The following is a 21,302-nucleotide window of genomic DNA, read 5'->3' on the forward strand; positions in this document are numbered from 1 at the left end:
GAACTAGAAGCTGTAGCCGGGCTGTACGTGCATGCACGAGACCTTCTCGCCGTTGAGCAAGCTCGCGGTGGAGGGCGTCTTGTCGTCCGCCTTGGGGTACGCGTCCCCCTTGCGCCAGTCCGCGCCCACGGTCAGCGTGACACCCGAGACATCGGTCGACTTCTTCACCGAACTCAGCGGAATGCCAAGGGCCTTGGCGAGGGCCTGTGCGTCCCCCTCCAGATCGGCGCTGGGGAAGTTGATGACGGTCTTCGCCTGCGGGTTCAGCGTGTGGTCGGCCTTCGCCCGCGTGTAGCCCGCCGCCTGCAGCACCGACGCCACCGCGGTCGCCCGCCCCTCGGCCGGCGCCTCGGAGTCCGTCCCGGTGCCGTTGCGCACCAGGACTCCGGTGTCGGCGACCGGGGCCGCCGGGTCCTTGGAGACCTGCTCGACCTTCTTCTTCGCCGCGGGCTTCCCGTCGAGCGGGACGTCGTCACGGACCATCGACCACAGCTTCTCGGCGTCGCCCGGGATGGGCACGACCTTGCCCTTGAAGTTCGGGTCCTGGGAGTACATGTTCGGCATCGTGGTCATCGAGATGCGCTTGGTCGGGACCTTCTTGAGGTCCTCCCCGAGGTCGTAGAGCTTCTTCACCGTACCGAGGCCGTCATCCACGGTGAGCGCGTCCGTGGCCGCCTCGGCGAGGTCCATCAGCTGACCGGGGTTGGTCAGCTTGGTGCCCTTGCGCAGCTGGCGGACCATCGAGCTCATGTACTGGTGCTGGGCTTCGGCGCGCGCCAGGTCGGTGCCGTCCTTGAAGCCGTAGCGGGTACGCAGCCACTGCAGGGCCTGCTTGCCCTTGATGGAGGTCGTGCCCTCCTCCAGCCGCAGCCCCGAGCCGTGACCGTCACGGGTGTGCGAGTAGACATTGGCGTCGACACAGACCGGCACACCGCCGATGGCGTCCGCCATGGAGACCACACCCGAGAAGTCGATCATCATGAAGTGATCGATGTGGATGTTGGTGATCGACTCCCAGGTCGCGACCGTGCAGCCGGGCCCCCCGCGTCCGAGCGACTCGTTGGTCAGGTGGAACTGCGTCGACGCCGGGTACACCTTCCCCTTCTTGTCGGTGCACTTGGGGATCTTCACCAGGGTGTCGCGCGGCATGCTGACCACCGACATGTTGCTGCGGTCGGCGGAGACATGGAGCAGCATCTGTACGTCGGCGAGCGGCACACCCCCGAAGGTGCTCTTCGCCCCGCCGAGCTTCTGGTTCTCCTTGCTGTCCCGCGCGTCCGACCCGATCAGCAGGATGTTCATCGGGGTCTGCCCGGCCGCGTTGGCCTTCGCCTTCGGGGCCTTGCTCTCGCCCAGGTTGAGGGCGTCCTTCTTGATGTTGCCGTTGAGGTGGCGGTAGTACGCGTAACCGGCGCCGGCCGTGCCGAGTATGAGCAGCGACACCACGGCCGCCACCCACTTCAGTATTCGGTACTTGCCCCGTTTCGCGCGTTTGCGCGAGCCTCCGCGGCGATGTCCACCGCCGTCGCCACCCGCGCCCGCGGACGCGTCCACGGCCGGCGGCCGGCCGCCGTTCGCGTACAGGCTCTCGTCCCAGCCGAGTTGATCGGCGCGCGAGGCACGGGCGCCCCGTGCCTCCTCCCCACGCACACTGTTCTGCCCCACCCCAGGTCCCCCCTGTTATTCCGGTGCGCGCAAAGGAAAGTGACGAAGTGTCACTTGGCGCACACCGACTTGTCTGCTTCTACTCGCTGAATGTCCTCCGGCGCCTTCGTCGGAGCAGCGATCGGTGTTCCCGCGGTCTTGAAGTCCGCGCCGAGCGTGAGCGTCATCGGCGTACGGCCGACCGAGTCCTTGGTGTCCGGCTTGAGCGCCGAGGCGGGCAGACCCATGATGTCCGCCAGCTTGCGGGCCTGGTCGGCCTGGTTCGGTCCGTACGTCAGCGTCGTCTTGGTGACCTTCGACGGCGAGTTGCCGTCGTTGCTCGACTTCAGCACGCCCTCGGTGTTCTGCAGCCAGGTCAGCGTCGCGGACGCCGATCCGGGAGGCGCGGTGCTGTTGAGGATCCGCACCCGTACGTCGGAGGCCTTGGCCTGCGTCCCCTTGAGGAGCGCGTCCTGGGCCTTCTTGGAGGCGCTCGCCTTCTGCTTGACCTCGGTGAGCGAGACGTCCTCGCGCATCATCGCGAACAGCGGATCGGCCTGGGCCGGCTTGACGATGACCGTCTTGTGGATCTTACCGTCGGCGGGGTTGTCCAGGACGGGGAGCGTGGTGAAGGTGATGTTCTTGGTGTCGACCTTCTTCAGCTCCATGCCGAGGTCCTTGAGCTTGCCGACACTCTTGATCGCGGAGTCGACCGTCAGGGCCTTCGTCGCGGCGTCCGCCAGGCCGTACAGCTTGGTGGGGTTGGTGAGTATGTTGTCGGACTTCATCTTGCGGATCAGCGAGCTCAGGAACTGCTGCTGGAGCTCGATGCGGCTGAGGTCGCCGCCGAAGCCGACCGAGTGGCGGGTACGGACGAACGCGAGTGCCTGCTCGCCCTTCACGTTGTGGGGGCCCGCCGTGAGATTGAGGTGCGAGTCCGGGTCGTTGATGTTCTTGGCCAGGCAGATGTCGACTCCGCCGACCGCGGTGGAGAGCGTCTTGACCGCGTTGAAGTCGGCCATCATGAAGTGGTCGACCTGGATGCCCGTTATGGCCTTGACCGTGCGCATGGTGCAGCCGGGGTCGCGGCCGTCCTGGCCGAGACTGGTGTTGAACCGGACGTTCTTCGTGCCCGGGATGGTCTTGGTGGAGCCGTCCTCCTGCTTGGTGGGGCAGTCGGGGACGTCCGTGATCAGGTCGCGCGGGATGGACATCGCGGTGGCGTTCGTACGGTCCTTGGAAAGGTGGAAGAGGATATTCGTGTCGGCGTGGCCGACGCTCCCCTTGTCCCCGTAACCGCCGTTGCCCGAACCGGTCCGCTTGTCCGTGCCGATCACCAGGATGTTGAGCGCCTCGTCCTTCTTCAGGCTGCCGGTGCCGGCGTTGCCGACGTCGACGCTGGAGATATTGCCGGCGAGGTGCTTGTAGACCAGATAGACACCGACGGATCCGGCGACGACGACGAAGGCCATCACCCCGCCGATCCACAGCAGAGCCTTCTTCTTGCCCGACTTCTTCGGCTTGGCCTTGCGGCGCCCGGAGTTCTGCGGCGGACCGCCATTGCCGCTGCCGCCCGAACCGCGCTGCCCGGCACGCCGGCTGCGCTGCGGAGGCACATCGCGGCGGTCCGACGGAGCCGCCGGATTCGCCGTCGGGGTCCGCGGGGCCGATGGCCTCGGAACACGCGCCGATTGCGGTGCGGAGGGGTTCAGTCGCAGTTCGTAATTGCCGGTATTCGGGTTGAGCACCCACTGGTCTGCGGGGTCGATGTCGTCCGCCCGCCCACGGCCTTGCGCATCCACGGTTGCTTGAGTCCTCCGTCGGGTGCCACCTGAAGCGCCTCCCCCCAGGCGCCTGGCAATCGGTCCAGCGGTGCACGGCCTTGTCGGTCGCATGCACCGGATCGCGTCACACTATCTGCCCGCTCGCAGATCGGGCGACGGCCGTGAGATATTCCACGTCGCTTACAACCGGGCAATACGCCCAATTCCCTTGCCGGGGTGGGTTTACCTTGGGGTCCGCTTTACCCGCACATGCCGACCGCGGCACTCGTTCCGTGGAAAGTGGGCCCTGGTCGGGGGGCCCTGCGGCCCGGCTTTTCGTCGCCCGACCAGTCGCCGTCGTACGCGTATTCGTCCTCGCTGTATTCGCCGTCCGACGAGCCGTCGTCCGAGGAGTAGTCCGCGGAGTCGTCGCCGGAGGCCGCGTCGGTGGCCGGGGGAGTGGGGCTCACCTTGATGGGGACGTCCGTACGCAGCTGCGCGAAGAGGTTCTCCGCGTCGGGCTCGACGAGCTGGTCGCGGTTCGCGTCGTAGGCGTACGACTCCCGGGGCAGCGTCAGGAACTGCACCTGGTCAGTGGGGATGTCGCGCACCCTGCGCGTCAGGTCGTAGAGGTCCTTCAGGGAGTCCAGGCCCGGGTCGGTGGTGAGCGACTTGGTGGCCGCGTCGAGGACGGGCAGCAGCCGTGTCGGGTTCAGGAGTACGCCGCTGGACTGCACCTTCTTCACCAGAGCGCCGAGGAACTGCTGCTGGCGCCCCATGCGTTCGGTGTCGCTGCCGTTGCCGATGCTGTGCCGTGCCCGTACGAAACCGAGCGCCTGCTCCCCGCGCAGCGTCTGGCGCCCGGCCGGGAGCTTCAGATGCGCCTCGGTGTCGTTGATGGGCTTGGTGAGGCAGATCTCGACGCCGTCGACGGCGTCCACCATGTCCTTGAAGCCGTTGAAGTCGATGACCATCTGGTGGTCGATGCGGATTCCGGTGAGCTTCTCGACCGTACGGATGGTGCAGGCGGTGCCGCCGAACTCGAACGCCCAGTTGAACTGGGCGAATTGAGGCTCACTGAGCGTGTTGTCCGCTTTGTGGCAGGCGGGGATCTGCACCATCAGGTCGCGCGGGATCGACATGGCCGTCGCCCGCTGCCGGTCCGCCGACAGATGCAGCAGGATCGTGGTGTCCGAGCGCTGGGTGCCCTCGTCCCTGCCGTACTTCTTGTTGCTGCCGGAGCGCGAGTCGGAGCCGATGAGCAGGATGTTCTGCGCGTTGACGACGAGCGGGGTCGGCCGCTCCTTCTCGTACGCGCGGAGCTCCTCGGCGGCGGTGAGGTCGGTCTTGATGTTCGCGTCGAGCTTGTCGTAGTACCACCAGCCGGCCCCGGCCCCCGCCAGCACGACGAGCGAGACCCCGGCCGCCGTCCAGCGCAGCCAGTGCCGCTTCTTGCGCCGGGCCGGGGGAGCGGATGGCGCGACGGCGGGCGTCTCGGAGGCGGTGTCCGCCTCTTCGGCCTGCGGCGTCTCGTCGTCCCCGGGCGTCCCCGCGCTGTCGGTCACGTCTGCGTCCATCCCTCGCTGCGTCGGCGGTCTCGGCGGCGGAGCGGCTGCCCCCTGCTTCCGATCATGCAGCGGAGTGGGCGAGCGGGCCCGGGGAGCCCGCTCAGGGTGGGCCGTACGGGTGGACGGAAGCCCGTACGGCCGGAATCGCCTACGCGGCGGTGTGCGTGACCCGCTCGCTCTCGGTCCGCTTCGCCAGTCCGTCCGCGCCGAGCTCGCCGAGGTGGCGGCAGAGGACGACGGACGCGCCCGCGGCCAGCGGGGCGAAGAGCCCGGCGGAGAGTCCGTCCCAGGTGTCGTAGGTACGTCCCGAGAGCAGCCGGGACCCGGCGGAGAGGCCGAGCGCGTCGGCGTCCGCACGGGCCCGCGCGACCAGCTCGGCCGCCGTGAGCTCGACGCCGCCGACCGAGAGCGCGGGCGCGTCCGGGTCCACCGGGGCGTACGGCGCGAAGCGGTCGCCCTGGCTCGGTACCTCGACGGCGTAGTCCGCGAAGCCGGCGGGCGGCTGCGGGAAGCGCCCGCCGAGCGGCCGCAGCGCGAGCGCGACGCGCTCGCCGCGGCAGGCGCTCGCCGCCTCCAGGGTGTCGGGCCCGCTGACGACGAGGTCCGCCTTCGCGGGGTCGCCGCCGACGTCCGCGACCACGCCCACCGACGCGCACGCCAGCAGCCAGACCGCGCTCTGCCAGTGCGCGGGCAGCAGCAGCGCGAGCCGGTCGCCGGGCTCGGCGCCGAGGTCGCCCTGCAGCAGATTGGCGGTCTTGGACACCCAATTGGCGAAGGTGGCCACCGAGAGTTCCACGCGCTCGCCGGTGGCGTCGTCGTAGAAGGTGACGAGGGGGCGGGCCGGGTCCGCGGCGAGGGCAGATCGCAGCAGGTCGGCGGGGGTGCGGTCGCTGGCGTTCATGGGCGCCAAGCGTACGCGGCGCGGGAGGCGGGGCCCGCTCGGCGGGAGGCCGGATCGTCCGACGGACCGTCAGTTCCCGTATGGACAGAAATGTCTGACTATGTTCATGATCCTGTGCATGCGTGCTCTTCTTCCTGCCTCGGTCGCTGTCGTGTGCGCCGCGGCCCTCGCCGTCCCCCTCTCCGCCACCGCCACCGCGGATACCGCGGCCCCGGACCTCCCCGGCTCCACCCAGTCTTTGGCGCTGGCCCCGCTCTCCGCCGGCCGGTCCCTCGGTCCCGCGCAAGGTCTGCCCGAGCGCGATGTGCAGCCCTTCTCGCTGGTCGGCGTCGTCTGGGACGACGTGGCCACCGAACTGCAGGGCACGGTTCAGGTCCGTACCCGCGCCACCGGATCCACCGCCTGGTCCGGCTGGCAGCGCGTCGAGACCCACAACCACGAGCACGCCGCCGACCCCGGAACCGAGGAGCAGGCCTCCAGCACGGTCCGCGGCTCCACCGCCCCCCTCTGGGTCGGCGACAGCGACGGCGTGGAGGTACGGGTCCGGCCCGAGACCGGCGTACGCGCCGCGGCCCCGCTCCCCAAGGGCCTGCGCCTGGAACTGGTCGACCCGGGCGAGGACCCGGGATCCGCCACCGACACCGAGGGTCCGCGCGCCACGTCCCTGAGCGCGGAGGACGCCGCGAGCTCCGCGGTCAACGCCGAGCTCGCCCCGCTCGGCGCCGCCGAGATCCCGGCGCTGAGCAAGAAGGACGCCGAGGCGGAGGCCGAGAGCCTCTCGGGAGGCGTCGCGCGCCCCTTCGTAGGCCCGCGGCCGCGCATCATCACCCGCAAGGGCTGGGGCGCCGACGAAAAGCTCCGCGAGCGCGACTTCGCGTACACGAAGGTGGTGAAGGCGGCCTTCGTGCACCACAGCGCGTCCGGCAACGGCTACCGCTGTGCGCAGGCCCCCTCCGTCCTTCGCAGTATTTACCGCTACCACGTCAAGAGCAGCGGATGGCGTGACATCGGCTACAACTTCGCCGTCGACAAGTGCGGAAACATCTACGAAGGCCGGGCAGGCGGTGTGGCCAAGCCGGTCATGGGCGCGCACACTCTCGGTTTCAACACCAACAGCATGGGTGTCGCGGTGCTCGGCACCTTCACCGACTCCCCGCCGCCCGCCGCCGCCGTCAACGCCGTCGCCCGCCTCACGGCCTGGAAACTCGGCCTCTTCGGAGCCAATCCGGCCGGGAAGACGTCTCTCGTCTCCGGGGGCGGCAATCTCTACAAGAAGGGGAGGAAGGTCTCGCTGAACGTCATCTCGGGACACCGTGACGGATTCGCCACGGAGTGCCCCGGGGGCCGTCTCTACAAGAAGCTCGGCAGCGCACGCCACTCCTCGGCCCACTACCAGGGCCGCTGAGCGCCGGTACAGCTCTTCACACTATGCCTACACTGACCGACCGTAATCCGGCCGGTCCCAGCAGGAAGCAGAGACGACACGGTGACTGAAGCGATCCTCCTGGTCGGCGGCAAGGGTACGAGGCTGCGACCGCTCACGGTCAACACCCCCAAGCCCATGGTCCCGGCAGCGGGCGTCCCGTTCCTCACCCACCAGCTGGCGCGGGCCCGTGCGGCCGGCGTCGACCACATCGTCCTCGCCACCTCCTACCTCGCCGAGGTCTTCGAGCCGCACTTCGGCGACGGCTCGTCGCTCGGGCTGCACCTCGAGTACGTCACCGAGGAGGAGCCCCTCGGCACGGGCGGCGCGATCCGCAACGTCGCGTCCCGCCTCCGCTCGGCCCCCGACGAGCCGGTCCTGATCTTCAACGGCGACATCCTCACGGGCCTGGACATCGAGGCGCTGGTGGAGACGCACACCACCAGCGGCGCCGACGTCTCCCTCCACCTCACCCGCGTCGAGGACCCGCGCGCGTTCGGTCTGGTCCCGACGGACGCGACGGGCCGGGTGACGGCGTTCCTCGAAAAGCCGCAGACCCCCGAGGAGATCGTCACCGACCAGATCAACGCGGGCGCGTACGTCTTCCGCCGCTCGGTCATCGACACGATTCCCGCGGGCCGCCCGGTCTCGGTGGAGCGCGAGACGTTCCCCGACCTCCTGGCCTCGGGCGCGCACCTCCAGGGGATGGTCGACTCCACGTACTGGCTGGACCTGGGCACCCCCCAGGCTTTCGTACGCGGCTCCGCCGACCTCGTTCAGGGCCGCGCCCCGTCCCCGGCGGTTCCGGGCCGCTGCGGCGACCGCCTGGTCCTGGCCACGGCGACGGTCGCGCCGGACGCCAAGCTGACGGACGGCACAGTGATCGGCGAGGGCGCAGTGGTGGCGGAGGGCGCGCGTATCTCCGGCTCCACGATCCTCGACGGCGCGGTGGTCGGCCCCGGCGCGGTAATCACGGACTCTCTGGTCGGGGTGGGCGCGCGCATCGGCGCCCGTACGGTCCTGTCGGAAGCCGTGATCGGCGACGGCGCCCGGGTCGGCGCGGACAACGAGCTGCGAGACGGCATCCGCATCTGGTGCGACGCGGTCCTCCCGGACGCATCGGTCCGCTTCTCGTCCGACCAGTAGCCCGACCCCAGTAGCCTCGGTGGGGTGTCCGGACGCTTCCCGGTCGGCAGCCCCACCGACCTCACCCTCATCCTCGGCCCGCTGCGGCGCGGCCCGGGCGACCCGACCTGCCGCATCGAACGCGACGGCACGGTCTGGCGCGTCTCGCGTACGCCCAAAGGCCCGGCGACACTCCGGGTCGACCCGTCCGGCGCGGAGGTGTGGGGCCCGGGAGCGGACTGGATGCGGGCCCAACTCCCGTCGTTCCTGGGCGAGTTGGACGACCCGTCCACCTTCGTCGCCCACCACCGCCTGGTGGCGGAATCGGCGCGCAGAGCCCCGTCCCTGCGTCTGACGCGCACAGGCCTGGTGATGGAGTCGCTGATCCCGTCGATCCTCGAACAGAAGGTGACGACGGACGAGGCGTACCGAGCGTGGCGCCTGCTGGTCCGCAAGTACGGCGAGGAGGCCCCGGGCCCGGCCCCCGCAGGCATGCACGTGATCCCGACGGCCCGCACCTGGTCCCTGATCCCGTCCTGGGAGTGGCACAAGGCGGGCGTGGACGACAAACGGGCGGCGACGATCCTGCGAGCGGTAAGGGTGGCGCCCCGCCTGGAGCAGGCGGCGTCGATGTCTCCGGAAGCGGCAGCGGCGCGCCTCCAACTGATCCCCGGCATCGGCCCGTGGACGACGGCGGAGGTCCTGCAGCGAGCACTGGGAGCCCCCGACGCGATCACCACGGGCGACCTGCACCTCCCGAACATCATCGGCTACGCGCTGACGGGAGCGCACAGATCGACGGACGAGGAGATGCTGCACCTCCTGGCTCCGTACGAGGGCCACCGCCACAGAGCGGCCCGCCTGATCCTCCTGACGGGCCGAACACCCCCGCGGCGCCAGCCGAAGATGCCGGTGGCGAACATCGCAAGCCTCTGAGCTGCATCAGCCAAATCAAGCCCCTCCGGCGATTGAGGAGCGGGGGTCCGGGGGCGGAGCCCGCCGAAAGGCGGGGCCAGGGGGGTCTGGGGCTCCGCCCCAGTTTCGGGAAGGGGCGGGATCGGGGACCTGCTCCGCGCAGCGGCACCCCCAGGCCAACCCCTACCGGACCTCGACGAAGTCCCCCGCATCACGCCCAGCCCGCTCCTTCGCAGGCCCAGCCGGATGCCCCACCGCAACGGCCCCCATCGGATCCCACCCCTCAGGCAGCCCCAACACATCCCGCACAACATCCCGACAGAACATGGTCGAAGAAACCCAGGCAGACCCCAGCCGCTCACCCGCCAGCGCCACCAAAAAGTTCTGCACGCCGGCCCCCATGGCGACGACGAACATCTCCCGCTCAGCAGCATCCCGCCGCGCATCCCCATACGTATGGGAGCCGTCCATCACAAGACAAGGCACAACCAAATAGGGCGCCCGCCGCAGCACATCCCCCCGCCGCACCCGCTTACCCACAGACTCCTCGGACTTCCCGTCCCCCCGAAGATCCGCAACCCACGCATCCCGCATCGCATCAAGCAGCCGCCCCCGAGCCTCCTCCGACTCAACAAGAACAAACCGCCAAGGCGTCGTGTGATGCGGCGCCGGCGCGGTGACAGCCGCAGCCACAGCCCGCCGCACCGCACCCCCGTCCACCGCCTCGTCGGTGAACTCCCGCACGGTCCGCCGCAGCGTCACCGCTTCCCGTACGGCTTCCGAAGTCCCCAGCCGGAACATGTCATCAGCAGCAACACGCACCATGTCCCGAGCGGCGCCCCCGCCCTCACCCACGACATGCCCAAGCCCCCGCACGACAGCAACGGGCAACCCCTCGGCCTTGCCCTTGACCAAATCCCCCGCAGCAGCGAGCTCATCAGCAGTCGCGACAACAGTGGCGCTCAACGGATTCCCGTACGCATCCACCCCGCCCCGCAGATCATCGAGCACCCGAACCCCCGCGGCCCCGATGGCCACATCGGTCAGCCCGTTCCGCCAGGGCCGCCCAAAGGTGTCGGTGACTACAACCCCGACCTCAACCCCCAACAATTCCCGCAACCCGTCCCGAATCCCCCGAGCCGAAGCATCCGCATCCTCGGGCAGCAACAGCACAGTCCCCGCAGGCGTGTTGGAGGCATCAACCCCCGCGGCCGCCATGACAAGCCCCTGCCGGTTCTCCACGATCCGCAGCGTCCCGCGCCGCGCGACGACGCGCACGGTCTCCGCATCAATGGCGGCCTCACGGTCCTCAGCAGCGACAACGCGCCCCTCGGCCTTGCTCACGATCTTCGACGTAACGAGAACGACGTCCCCGTCCATCAGCTCAGGAGCCGCCCCGGCGATGAGCTTCGCCAGATCGTCCCCGCCCTGCACCTCGGGCAGCCCGGGAACGGCCCACACCCGGAATTCGGGGGAGCTCACGCCCGTACCTCCTCGGCCAGCTTCAGCGCCTCCCGGGCCATCTCGGCAGTGGCGTCCAGATCGGTCATCATCAGCGGTACGGCACGGCACCGGATCCCCGCCGCCTCAACTCCCGCGACAGCACCCGCGTCCACGGTGTCGACGAGCCACCCGTCGAGCAGCCCGGACCCGTAGTGCTCGGCGACCGCGCCGGCAGTCGACTCCACGCCCACCGCGGCCAGCACCTTGTCGGCCATGCCCCGCACCGGCGCATCGCCCACGATCGGCGACAGCCCGACGACCGGCACTCCCGCCTCGGCGATCGCCTCACGGATCCCGGGCACGGCCAGGATCGTCCCGACGCTCACCACAGGGTTGGACGGCGGGAACAGAATCACATCCGCCTCACCAATAGCCTCAAGCACCCCCGGCGCAGGCTTGGCCTGCTCGGCACCCACCGGCACCACAGCCTGCGCATCCACAGACGCGCGCAGCTTCACCCAGTACTCCTGGAAGTGAATGGCCTTGGTCTCGCCGTCCACCTCAACAGCCACATGCGTCTCAACACGGTCGTCGGACATAGGGATCAGCCGCACCCCGGGCTGCCACCGCTCACACAGCGCCGCAGTCACCGCGCTCAGCGGATACCCGGCCCCCAGCATCTGCGTGCGCACGATGTGCGTCGCGAAGTCCCGGTCGCCGAGCCCGAACCACTCGGGGCCCACGCCGTACGCGGCGAGCTCGCTCTTGACGGTGAAGGACTCGTCGGTCCGTCCCCAGCCCTGCTCCTCGTTGATGCCACCGCCGAGGGTGTACATCACGGTGTCGAGGTCGGGACAGACCTTCAGCCCGAACAGATGGATGTCGTCACCGGTGTTGCCGATGACGGTGACGTCCGCGTCGGGCGCGGCCTGCTTGAGGCCGCGCAGGAACCGGGCACCACCAATACCGCCAGCCAGAACCACAATGCGCATGGCCCAAGCATGTCAGGCGGGTACGACATCCTGGGCGGCCGGGGCGGAGCACGCGGAGAGCTGTGCGCTGTGCATGGGCATGTCGGTCAGCCCGGGGAAGTAGACGTGCAGACTGACGGCCGGCTCCAACGAGTCGTTCACGACCTCGTGGACGTAACCGGGCGCGAAGACGCGCTGCGCCCCCGCGCCCAGTTCACGCGCCGCGACCTCGGTCCGCTCGGTCAAGTGACCGTCCAGGACGGTCAGTACCCCCGACGAGTCCCCGTGCCCGTGCAGCCCGCTGCCCTGTCCCGGGACCCAGCTCAGCAGCCAGACCTCGTAACCGGGCCCGGTGCGCAGCCGGTGGTACCAGCGGGAGGTCGCGTCGTACTGGACGAGGTGCGCCCACTGTGTGCGGTCGGCCGCGATGGAGCGCGCCAGGCCGGCGAACTCGGCGACGGTGGCCGGGTGCTCGCGGGCAGGCTGCAGAAGGTGCTGTACGGAGAGGATGTCGCCGGCGATCTGGAGGTCGCTGTCATTGCTGTTCATGGTGCGGGGGTTCCTCGGCAGAGTCAGTGCTGGGGTGTCGCAGGGCGGGAGGCCGCAAGGCTGGAGTACGCGGATGGACTCAACAGCTGGAACAGCAACAGCGCGCCTGGACAGCACTGCGGAACCCACGGGCGTGGGGTGCGGTGCGTACTGCGGCGGCGGTCATGCAATCAAGGACAGCGGCTCGGCTCGCGGCTGTCAACTCGATGCCCGATTTGGGGGTAATGTTTCACCTCATCCGGTTACTCCGCCCGGAGAAAGGTTTGTTCGGACGTAAGAGCGGAGATGTGGCGCAGCAACCCCAGTCGCAAACGTCGCGGCGCTCTCGTGATCCGACTGTGATCCCGATCGCTTCGAGGGGCGGAACGCAACAAGATCAATCCCCGTCACGTCCTTCTCTGTTGAGGGAGGGGCGCCGGGATGGGCCAGTGGCAAGTGTCAGGTTTTTTGGTGATTTGAACACTTTCCGCATAGCCTTGGTTCCGCAGAGTGAAATAGGGGCCCAATAGCAGATCTCGGCTTGACTGGCCCGGATCCACACACTTGTAATTTCACTCGTGTCGTTCATCCGAAATCGGTAACGACAGCATCACGGGGACGCAAAGACGGACGAGGGGCGCACATGACCGAGGTGTTCCACCAACTGCTGGTCGACGACACGGAAGAAGAACTCGGCTGGCAGGAGCGCGCTTTGTGCGCCCAGACCGACCCCGAGTCCTTCTTTCCCGAGAAGGGCGGCTCCACCCGCGAGGCCAAGAAGGTCTGCCTGGCCTGCGAAGTCCGCTCGGAATGCCTTGAGTACGCCCTCTCCAACGACGAACGCTTCGGCATCTGGGGCGGTCTCTCCGAGCGCGAGCGCCGCCGGCTGAAGAAGGCCGCCGTCTAGGCAATTCGCCCAACTCCGTACGTAACGAACGGTCCGCCGCCTGCACCATCCCCGCAGGCGGCGGACCGTCGTCATACCCACCCGTTACTGTGGGGCGCTGTCCGCGTGATGCACCAACGCCCTCACGGGGCGCGTGCGTCCACCGCATCCGCACAGCAGCCTTCCGGGGGACGACCCCCGGACCCCGGCCGGAGGGGCCGTACCTCGATGTCCGTGCACAGCCAGTCGACGGCCCCGTACGAGGCCGCCGCGACCCCAGAGTTCCCCAGGCACGTCGTCACCGCCGTGCTCGTCTCCCACGACGGCGCGCGCTGGCTTCCCGACGCGCTCGCCGGGCTGCTCGGGCAGGACCGGCCCGTACAGAACGTGGTCGCCGCCGACACCGGCAGCGCGGACGACTCCGCTGCCCTGGTCACCGAAGCGCTCGGCGCCGAGCGGGTGTTGCACCTCGCCCGCCGCACGGGCTTCGGCACCGCCGTCGAGGAGGCGGCGCGTACGGCAGGGGTCCTCACCCCCGAGGAACTGCCGTACCTGAAGCGTCCCAGCGGCTGGGACCCGGTCAGCAGGACCTGGCGCGACGACACCTACGACCTGCCCGAACTGCCGCACGGCGAGCCCGTGCAGTGGCTCTGGCTGCTGCACGACGACTGCGCGCCCGAGCCGGACGCCCTGGCCGAGTTGCTGCGCGTCGCCGACTCCGATCCGTACGCCGCGATCGTCGGACCCAAGCTCCGCGGCTGGTACGACCGCAAGCAACTCCTCGAAGTCGGCGTCTCCATCGCCAACAGCGGACGCCGCTGGACCGGACTCGACCGCCGCGAGCAGGACCAGGGACAGCACGACCAGGTCCGCTCCGTCCTCTCCGTATCGACGGCCGGGATGCTCATCCGGCGTGACGTCTGGGAGGAGCTGGGCGGCTTCGACCGCAGGCTGCCCCTCATGCGCGACGACGTCGACCTGTGCTGGCGCGCGCACACGGCCGGACACAAGGTCGTCGTCGCCCCCGACGCCGTACTGCGCCACGCGGAGGCCTCCGCCCGCGAGCGGCGCCCCATCGACTGCGTGGGCCGCTCCGTCGCCAGCCCGCACCGCGTCGACAAGGCGGGCGCCGTCTACACGCTGCTCGCCAACGCGCGCGGCAAGGCACTTCCGTACGTCCTGCTGCGTCTCGTCATCGGCACGCTCGTGCGGACCGTCGCCTACCTGGTCGGCAAGGTGCCGGGCCAGGCCGTCGACGAGGTCACCGGGCTCTTCGGGACGCTCCTGCGGCCCGGCCGCCTCCTCGGCGCCCGGCGCCGCAGAGGCAAGGGATCGGTCGAGGCGAGCGAGCTGCGGCCCCTGTTCCCGCCGACCGGCGCCACCGTCCGCGTCACCGTCGAACAGGTCACCAGCCACTTCGGCGGGTCCTCCGAACCCGAAGCCGGCGGCTCGCGCCACGGCGTCGTCGAGTCAGGACCCGGCGGCGAGGACAGCGACTACCTGGACGTCGAGCAGTTCGCCCGGCTCAAGCGCATCGCCCGCAAGCCAGGGCCTGTGCTCTTCGCCGTACTCCTCGTCGCCTCCCTCGCCGCCTGCCGCGGACTCCTCGGCGGCGGTGCGCTCGCAGGCGGGGCACTACTGCCCGCACCGAGCGACGTCTCCGAACTCTGGAGCCGGTACGCGGACGCCTGGCACCCCCTGGGAGTCGGCGGCACCCAGACCGCACCGCCCTACCTCGGCATCATCGCCGCGCTGTCGACCGTGCTCCTCGGACACACCGGCTTCGCGCTCACCCTGCTGCTGGTCTGCTCGGTGCCGCTGGCCGGACTCACCGCGTACTTCGCCTCGCGGCCGCTCACCGAGTCGCGGCTGCTGCGGGCCTGGGGAAGCGTCGCGTACGCCTTCCTGCCCGCCGCCACCGGCGCACTCGCGAGCGGACGCGTCGGGACGGCCGTCCTCGCCATCCTGCTGCCGCTGATCGCGCGCTGCGCCGTCTCCGCGGCCGGGCTGCGCGGTGCGCGCGGCTCCTGGCGCGCCACCTGGGCGTACACCTTCCTGCTGACCCTCGCCATGGCCTTCACCCCGGTCGTGTGGCCGCTCGCAGTGGTGCTCGGTGTGGGTGTGCTGGTGCTGCACCGCGACGAGATCACCGCGTACGGACTGCGCCTGCTCGCCGTCGTCGGCACCCCGCTCCTCGTGCTCGCGCCCTGGTCGCTGTCGCTGCTGACGCACCCCTCCCGGCTCTTCGAGGAAGCGGGCCTCGCCTACGGCAAGGGCTCGGCCTCCGCGCTGGACCTCCTTGGCATCAGCCCCGGCGGACCGAAGGCCGTCGGCGGTCTCGTCCTCGCCGGTGTGGTGCTGGCCGCGCTGGCCGCACTCCTGCGCGGGGAGCGGCAGTTCGCGATCCGTGCCGCCTGGGCCGGCGCCCTGGTCGGCCTCGTCTTCTCGGTCCTCGCGAACCGTTCCGGCTGGGCCGGTCCCGCCACGCTCGTCTACGGCATCGCGCTCCTGGCCGCCGCCGTGCTCGGCGCCGAGGGCGCCCGCGAACGCGTCGCCACGCAGAGCTTCGGCTGGCGCCAGCCGGTCGCAGGGCTCATCGCCGTCGCCGCGGTCCTGGGCCCGCTGGTCGCCGCCTTCGGCTGGATGGCCGGCGGCGCCGACGGTCCGGTGGAGCGCCGCGACCCCACGCAGGTGCCCGCCTTCGTCGCCGAGGAGAGCGGCACGCGCGACCAGGCACGGACGCTGGTCCTCGGCGGGAACTCCGCCGCGAAGGTCTCGTACACGCTGGTACGCGGCTCGGGCGGCCGCCTCGGCGACGCCGAGCTCGCCGAGGCGGGCGGCAGCAGCCCCCGCCTCGACAAGATCGTCGCCAACCTGGTGGCCGGCTCCGGAGCCGACCAGTCCAGCCAGCTGAGCGGCTACGCGATCCGCTATGTCCTCGTACGCGACGGAGCACCCAAGGAGATGAGCCGGGTCCTCGACGCGACCCCCGGCCTCGCCCGCCTCAGCCAGCTGGACGGCAGCGCACTGTGGAGCGTCGACCGGCAGATCGCCCGCGCCACGATCGTCTCCGGCACCGCCGAGCCCGTCGCGGTGGCCTCGGACCCCGTAGAGGCGCACACCACGCTCCCCGCGGGACCGGCAGGACGGATCCTGCGCATCGCCGACGCGGCCGCGCCCGGCTGGAGCGCCACGCTCGACGGAAGCCCGCTGACGAAGACGACCGTCGACGGCTGGGCGCAGGGCTTCCAACTGCCCGCGGAGGGCGGCAAGCTCGCCCTGACGTACGACGAACCGATCACCCACACCGCGTGGATCTGGGCCCAGGGCGCGCTCGCCCTGGTGCTCCTGGTGCTCGCGCTGCCGGGCCGCCGCAGGGACGTCGACGACGACCTCCCCGAGGAGGAACTCCTGGTGCCGGCCCAGCCGGTGGCCGGCGAGGGCCGCCGCGCGCGCAGGCTGAGGGCCGCGGCCCAGGCGGAGGAGGGCGGCGAGGAGCTGCCCGCCGACGAGGAGGCGTACCAGCAGCCGGTCGCCGAGGGCGACTTCGCGCCGCAGTACGGCAGCGAGGTGCCGCAGCAGCAGCCGTACGGGGAGTGGGACCAGCAGCAGCCGACGTACGCGACGGCCGACTACGCCCAGTACCCCGAAGGCCAGCAGGGTTACGCCGGGGAGCAGTACCAGCAGTACCCGGGCCAGTACGGCACCGAGGGCTACGACCCGTACCAGCAGCAGCAATACCCGCAGCAGGACGCCCAGTACGACCCGTACGGCTACGGACAGCAGCTGCCGCCCGAACACCAGCAGCCCCAGCAGCAGCCGCCCCACCCCGACGACGAGCCCCACCAGCAGCGCCCCGACGGGAGCCACCAGTGAACCGCAACACCCTCTCCCTCGGCGTAGCTGTCGCCGCCCTCGCCGCGGTCACCGGCCTCGCCGTCGTCGCCGCCCCCGGCGGCAGTACGACGGCCGAGGCCAAGGCCCCGGCGCGGCTGCCCGTGGAGCGCACCAGCCTGCTCTGCCCGGCCCCGAGCCAGTCCGACCTGGCGGAGACGACGTACACGTCGTTCACCCCCGCGGGAACGGCCGGCAAGTCCGGCAAGGCCGCGCTGCAGCCTTCCGCCGCGGCGAAGAAGAAGTCGGACAAGCCCGTCGCCCCCCTCACCCAGACTGGCAAGCCCGCCACCGCCACCGCCTCGGGCGGCGACGCCCCGGCCCTGATCGGCTCGGCCGATGGCGCGCTCGCCCCCGGCTGGACCGCCCAGCAGACCACCACGGTCACGACCGGCGGCTCCCGCGGTCTGCTCGGCACCAACTGCACCGCCCCGGACACCGACTTCTGGTTCCCCGGCGCGAGCACGGCGGCTGACCGCCAGGACTACGTCCACCTCACGAATCCGGACGACGGCGCGGCCGTCGCCGACATCGAGCTCTACGGCAAGGACGGCCGGATCGCCTCCGACGTGGGCGAGGACATCACGGTCCCGGCGCACGGCAGCGTGTCCGTCCTGCTCTCCACCCTGATCCCGGCCAAGACCGCCGACCTCACCGTCCACGTCTCGACCCGTTCGGGCCGCGTGGGCGCCGTCGTCCAGTCCATGGACGACAAGCTCGGCAGCGACTGGCTGCCCGCCTCGGCCGCCGCATCCCGCAAGCAGGTGCTGCCCGGCATCCCCGCCGACGCGACGGACGTGCAGCTGGTGGCGTACGCGCCCGGCACCGACGACGCCGACCTCAAGATCCAACTCGCGGGTGCGGACGGCACGATCACCCCGGCCGGCTTCGAAACCCTGCATGTGAAGGCGGGGATGACCGCCTCGGTCGACCTCAAGAACGTCACGCGCGGCGTGGCCGGCTCGCTCGTCCTGTCCGCCTCGGACGACGGGAGCGCGGCCCCGGTGGTGGCCGCCCTCAAGGTCGTACGCGGCAAGGGCTCGAAGCAGGAGGTCGCCTTCATCCCGGCGGCAGGGCCGGTGGGGGAGCGGGCCACCGCGGCGGACAACCGTGCCAAGGGCTCGACCCTTTCGCTGGTCGCGCCCGGGGCCGGTGCCAAGGTGAAGGTCACGGCTTCCGCGGGCAGCGGCGGCGGCTCGGCTGTGGTCAAGACGTACACGATCAAGGCCGGTACGACGCTCGCGGTGAAGCCGGAAGTGCCCTCGGGGCTCAAGGGCGCGTACGCACTGACCGTCGAACCGGAGGCGGGCAGCGGTCCCGTCTACGCGGCGCGCACGCTCGAACTCCCGCAGGGCGGCGTGCCGATGTTCACGGTGCAGACGCTCTCCGACGACCGGGGGATGGTCGCGGTGCCCGCGGCCGACCAGGACCTGTCGCTCCTGAACGACTGAGCCCGCCCGGCCGTCCGGGTCAGTCCTGTCCGTCCTGCCCGTACCGCGGATCGACCGATTCCGGTGCCAGGCCGAGGAGTTCGGCGACCTGCTCGACCACGACCTCGTGGACGAGCAGGGCGCGCTCGTCGCGGTTCTTGGTACGGATCTCGACGGGGCGACGGTAGACGACGATCCGCGCGGCCCGGTCCTTGGCCGCGGCGACCGCGCTGCCCAGCGGTACGGATTCGCTGTCGCGCCACTCGTCCGGGTCGTCCGGCGTGCTCGTACGGGGCACGTCGAGCACCAGGAAGTCGACCTCGGCCAGCTGCGGCCAGCGCCGCTCCAGACGCTCCACGGAGTCCTGTACGAGGTCCCGGAAGGTCTCCGCACGGGTGGCGGAGAGAGGGACCTGCGGAGGGGCGACAGGCCCGCGCATACCGCGGCCGTGCCGGTCGCGGCGGCGCGGCGGTCGGGGCGGCCGCGGCTCGGCGGGCTGGGGCGGGGGTGCGGGAGCGTCCATCACTGACGCAGGGTAGTCCTCCGGACGGCCCGGTGAAGGACGGGCCGGGCCTCTGCGCGACATGTCGTCGAATGAACGCCTCGATCACACTTCGGATCGATTCAACTTCGCGATGTGACCGCACATCTTCTGCCGATTATCCGGATCAGGCCAACTACTGACCGAATACCGCCCGGTCACTGACTGTGCCCCTCTTCCCCCGTGCAGGTCAGGGCAGTTGCTCCGCGGACACCAGGGGCAGGGGTGACACGACGACACGGTGGAGTGACGTCGTGGAGAGTCGTCGCGGCCCGCTCAAGAGTGCGGTACCGTCCAACATCGTGAGCCCTGTACGTCGCTGTTCTCGGACCGCGTGCGGCCGCCCCGCCGTCGCGACGCTGACGTACGTCTACGCCGACTCGACCGCGGTACTCGGCCCGCTCGCCACCTATGCCGAACCCCACTGCTACGACCTGTGCGCCGACCACAGCGAGCGGCTGACCGCCCCGCGCGGCTGGGAGGTCGTCCGTCTCACCGACGGCTCGGCCCCCGCACGCCCCAGCGGCGACGACCTCGAAGCCCTCGCCAACGCGGTACGGGAAGCGGCCCGTCCGCCCGTCCGCGGACAGCAGGCCGACCCGATGGAGGTCGCACGCCGCGGCCACCTGAGGGTGCTGCGCTCGCCGGAGCCCTGAACAGCGGCTGTGCCACCTCCGGGTAGTTTGAGGGATCCGTAAAGACCTTCAGGAGGGCCGGCCGTGACTGCTGCCGTCGATTTGTCGCAGATCGTCAAGGCGTACGACGTACGCGGAGTGGTCCCCGACCAGTGGGACGAGCCCCTCGCCGAGCTCTTCGGGGCGGCCTTCGTCAAGGTCACGGACGCATCGGCGATTGTGATCGGCCACGACATGCGCCCGTCCTCACCGGGCCTCTCGAACGCCTTCGCGCGCGGCGCGGCCGCCCAGGGCGCCGACGTCACCCTCATCGGCCTCTGCTCGACGGACCAGCTGTACTTCGCCTCGGGCCAACTGGACCTGCCCGGAGCGATGTTCACCGCCTCGCACAACCCGGCGCAGTACAACGGCATCAAGATGTGCCGGGCGGGCGCGGCCCCGGTCGGCCAGGACACGGGCCTCGCGGAGATCCGTACGCTCGCCGAGACCTGGCTGGCCACAGAAGCCCCAACACCCTTCCCCAAGCTCTCGGCTTCGCTCGAGCAGGGGAGGCCCCATCCCACCACGGGAACCATCACCCACCGCGAGACGTTGACCGACTACGCGGCGCACCTCCTCTCCCTCGTCGACCTCTCGTCGATGCGTCCCCTGAAGGTCGTGGTGGACGCGGGCAACGGCATGGGCGGCCACACGGTCCCCACGGTCTTCGCGGACCTCCCCGTCGACTTGATCCCCATGTACTTCGAGCTGGACGGCACTTTCCCCAACCACGAGGCCAACCCCCTGGACCCGGCGAACATCGTCGATCTGCAGGCCCGCGTGCTCGCCGAGGGCGCCGACCTCGGCCTGGCCTTCGACGGCGACGCGGACCGCTGCTTCGTGGTCGACGAGCAGGGCCGGGGCGTCTCCCCGTCGGCGATCACGGCCCTGGTCGCAGCCCGCGAACTGGCCAAGCACCCCGGCGGCACGGTGATCCACAACCTGATCACCTCCTGGTCGGTCCCCGAGGTGGTACGCGAAAACGGCGGCACCCCCGTCCGTACGCGCGTGGGCCACTCCTTCATCAAGCAGGAGATGGCGACCACCGGAGCGATCTTCGGCGGCGAGCACTCGGCGCACTACTACTTCCGCGACTTCTGGAACGCCGACACGGGCATGCTCGCGGCCCTGCACGTCCTGGCGGCCCTGGGCGGCCAGGAGACCCCGCTCTCGGCCCTGGTCTCCTCGTACGACCGCTATGCGGGCTCGGGCGAGATCAACTCCACGGTCGACGATCAGAAGGCCCGCACGGAGGCGGTCCGGGAGACGTACGCCGGGTTGGACGGAATCACCACGGACGACCTCGACGGCCTGACGGTGACGTCGCAGGACTGGTGGTTCAACCTCCGCCCCTCGAACACGGAACCACTGCTGCGCCTCAACGTGGAGGCGAGGGACGAGGCGACGATGACGAAGGTACGGGACGAGGTGCTGGCGCTGGTGAGGGCGAGGTAGTTCAAGCCGTCCGGCGATTGAGGACCGGGGGTCCGGGGGCGGAGCCCCCGAAAGGGGTGCAGGGGGCGAAGCCCCCGCAAGCGGGGCCCGGGGTGCGCAGCCCCCGGCCCACCCCACCCCCAGGGGGCCTGGGGCCCACCC

At 70.5% G+C, this 21,302-nt stretch carries 16 protein-coding genes; 8 read left to right on the top strand and 8 right to left on the bottom strand.

Annotated features, from left to right (window positions below):
• Nucleotides 1-3 precede the first annotated feature (3 nt).
• The 4 genes from OG707_RS24640 to OG707_RS24655 form a co-directional block, all read right to left on the bottom strand.
• A complete protein-coding gene (locus OG707_RS24640) occupies nucleotides 4-1,665 on the bottom strand; it encodes an LCP family protein (RefSeq protein ID WP_329121832.1) in 1,662 nt (553 codons plus the stop codon).
• Nucleotides 1,666-1,715: 50 nt separating this feature from the next.
• The gene (locus OG707_RS24645) at nucleotides 1,716-3,446 is read right to left on the bottom strand and encodes an LCP family protein (RefSeq protein ID WP_329121834.1); all 1,731 of its coding nucleotides are present in this window, start codon (nucleotides 3,444-3,446) and stop codon (nucleotides 1,716-1,718) included.
• Nucleotides 3,447-3,667: 221 nt separating this feature from the next.
• Nucleotides 3,668-4,984, bottom strand: coding sequence for an LCP family protein (locus OG707_RS24650; protein ID WP_329121836.1), 1,317 nt, complete (start codon nucleotides 4,982-4,984; stop codon nucleotides 3,668-3,670).
• A 139-nt stretch (nucleotides 4,985-5,123) separates the two neighbouring features.
• A complete protein-coding gene (locus OG707_RS24655; RefSeq protein ID WP_329121838.1) occupies nucleotides 5,124-5,876 on the bottom strand; it encodes a TIGR03089 family protein in 753 nt (250 codons plus the stop codon).
• Between the two features lie 118 nt (nucleotides 5,877-5,994).
• Between OG707_RS24655 and OG707_RS24660 the strand changes: the two genes are divergently transcribed.
• The 3 genes from OG707_RS24660 to OG707_RS24670 all read left to right on the top strand — a co-directional run bounded on the left by OG707_RS24660 (nucleotide 5,995) and on the right by OG707_RS24670 (nucleotide 9,360).
• Nucleotides 5,995-7,281, top strand: a complete 1,287-nt coding sequence (locus OG707_RS24660) for a peptidoglycan recognition protein family protein (RefSeq protein ID WP_329121839.1) — start codon at nucleotides 5,995-5,997, stop codon at nucleotides 7,279-7,281.
• 81 nt (nucleotides 7,282-7,362) lie between these two features.
• Entirely contained in the window at nucleotides 7,363-8,445 is a 1,083-nt protein-coding gene (locus OG707_RS24665; RefSeq protein ID WP_329121840.1) for an NDP-sugar synthase, read from the top strand.
• Nucleotides 8,446-8,469: 24 nt separating this feature from the next.
• Entirely contained in the window at nucleotides 8,470-9,360 is an 891-nt protein-coding gene (locus OG707_RS24670) for a DNA-3-methyladenine glycosylase family protein (RefSeq protein WP_329121842.1), read from the top strand.
• 162 nt (nucleotides 9,361-9,522) lie between these two features.
• Here OG707_RS24670 and OG707_RS24675 read toward each other — a convergent pair whose 3' ends face one another.
• The 3 genes from OG707_RS24675 to OG707_RS24685 are packed head-to-tail and all read right to left on the bottom strand — an operon-like array spanning nucleotide 9,523 to nucleotide 12,302.
• Nucleotides 9,523-10,821, bottom strand: a complete 1,299-nt coding sequence (locus tag OG707_RS24675) for a coenzyme F420-0:L-glutamate ligase (protein ID WP_329121844.1) — start codon at nucleotides 10,819-10,821, stop codon at nucleotides 9,523-9,525.
• On the bottom strand, nucleotides 10,818-11,774 hold the full coding sequence (gene cofD / locus OG707_RS24680; RefSeq protein ID WP_329121845.1) for a 2-phospho-L-lactate transferase: 957 nt from the start codon (nucleotides 11,772-11,774) through the stop codon (nucleotides 10,818-10,820). Before cofD ends, OG707_RS24675 begins: the two co-directional genes overlap by 4 nt.
• A gap of 12 nt (nucleotides 11,775-11,786) precedes the next feature.
• Nucleotides 11,787-12,302 (bottom strand): cysteine dioxygenase, encoded by a 516-nt coding sequence (locus OG707_RS24685; RefSeq protein WP_329121848.1) that lies wholly within the window; start codon nucleotides 12,300-12,302, stop codon nucleotides 11,787-11,789.
• A 622-nt stretch (nucleotides 12,303-12,924) separates the two neighbouring features.
• Here OG707_RS24685 and OG707_RS24690 point away from each other — a divergent pair.
• The 3 genes from OG707_RS24690 (at nucleotide 12,925) to OG707_RS24700 (ending at nucleotide 18,512) form a co-directional block, all read left to right on the top strand.
• Entirely contained in the window at nucleotides 12,925-13,188 is a 264-nt protein-coding gene (locus OG707_RS24690) for a WhiB family transcriptional regulator (protein ID WP_329121850.1), read from the top strand.
• Between the two features lie 207 nt (nucleotides 13,189-13,395).
• Complete coding sequence (locus tag OG707_RS24695; RefSeq protein ID WP_329121852.1) at nucleotides 13,396-17,043, top strand: glycosyltransferase family 2 protein; 3,648 nt, start codon at nucleotides 13,396-13,398, stop codon at nucleotides 17,041-17,043.
• A complete protein-coding gene (locus OG707_RS24700; RefSeq protein WP_329121854.1) occupies nucleotides 17,040-18,512 on the top strand; it encodes a DUF5719 family protein in 1,473 nt (490 codons plus the stop codon). Before OG707_RS24695 ends, OG707_RS24700 begins: the two co-directional genes overlap by 4 nt.
• Nucleotides 18,513-18,531: 19 nt before the next feature.
• Here the strand turns inward: OG707_RS24700 and OG707_RS24705 are convergent, their stop codons facing one another.
• Nucleotides 18,532-19,014, bottom strand: coding sequence for a metallopeptidase family protein (locus OG707_RS24705; RefSeq protein ID WP_329127955.1), 483 nt, complete (start codon nucleotides 19,012-19,014; stop codon nucleotides 18,532-18,534).
• Nucleotides 19,015-19,286: 272 nt separating this feature from the next.
• On the opposite strand from OG707_RS24705, the gene OG707_RS24710 reads away from it, so the two are divergent.
• Entirely contained in the window at nucleotides 19,287-19,688 is a 402-nt protein-coding gene (locus tag OG707_RS24710; protein WP_329121856.1) for a DUF3499 domain-containing protein, read from the top strand.
• Nucleotides 19,689-19,751: 63 nt separating this feature from the next.
• Nucleotides 19,752-21,161, top strand: coding sequence for a phosphomannomutase/phosphoglucomutase (locus OG707_RS24715; RefSeq protein WP_329121858.1), 1,410 nt, complete (start codon nucleotides 19,752-19,754; stop codon nucleotides 21,159-21,161).
• Nucleotides 21,162-21,302: the final 141 nt, after the last annotated feature.

Origin of the sequence: Streptomyces sp. NBC_01465 (genome assembly GCF_036227325.1) — a bacterium.
In the GTDB taxonomy this organism is placed as follows: domain Bacteria; phylum Actinomycetota; class Actinomycetes; order Streptomycetales; family Streptomycetaceae; genus Streptomyces.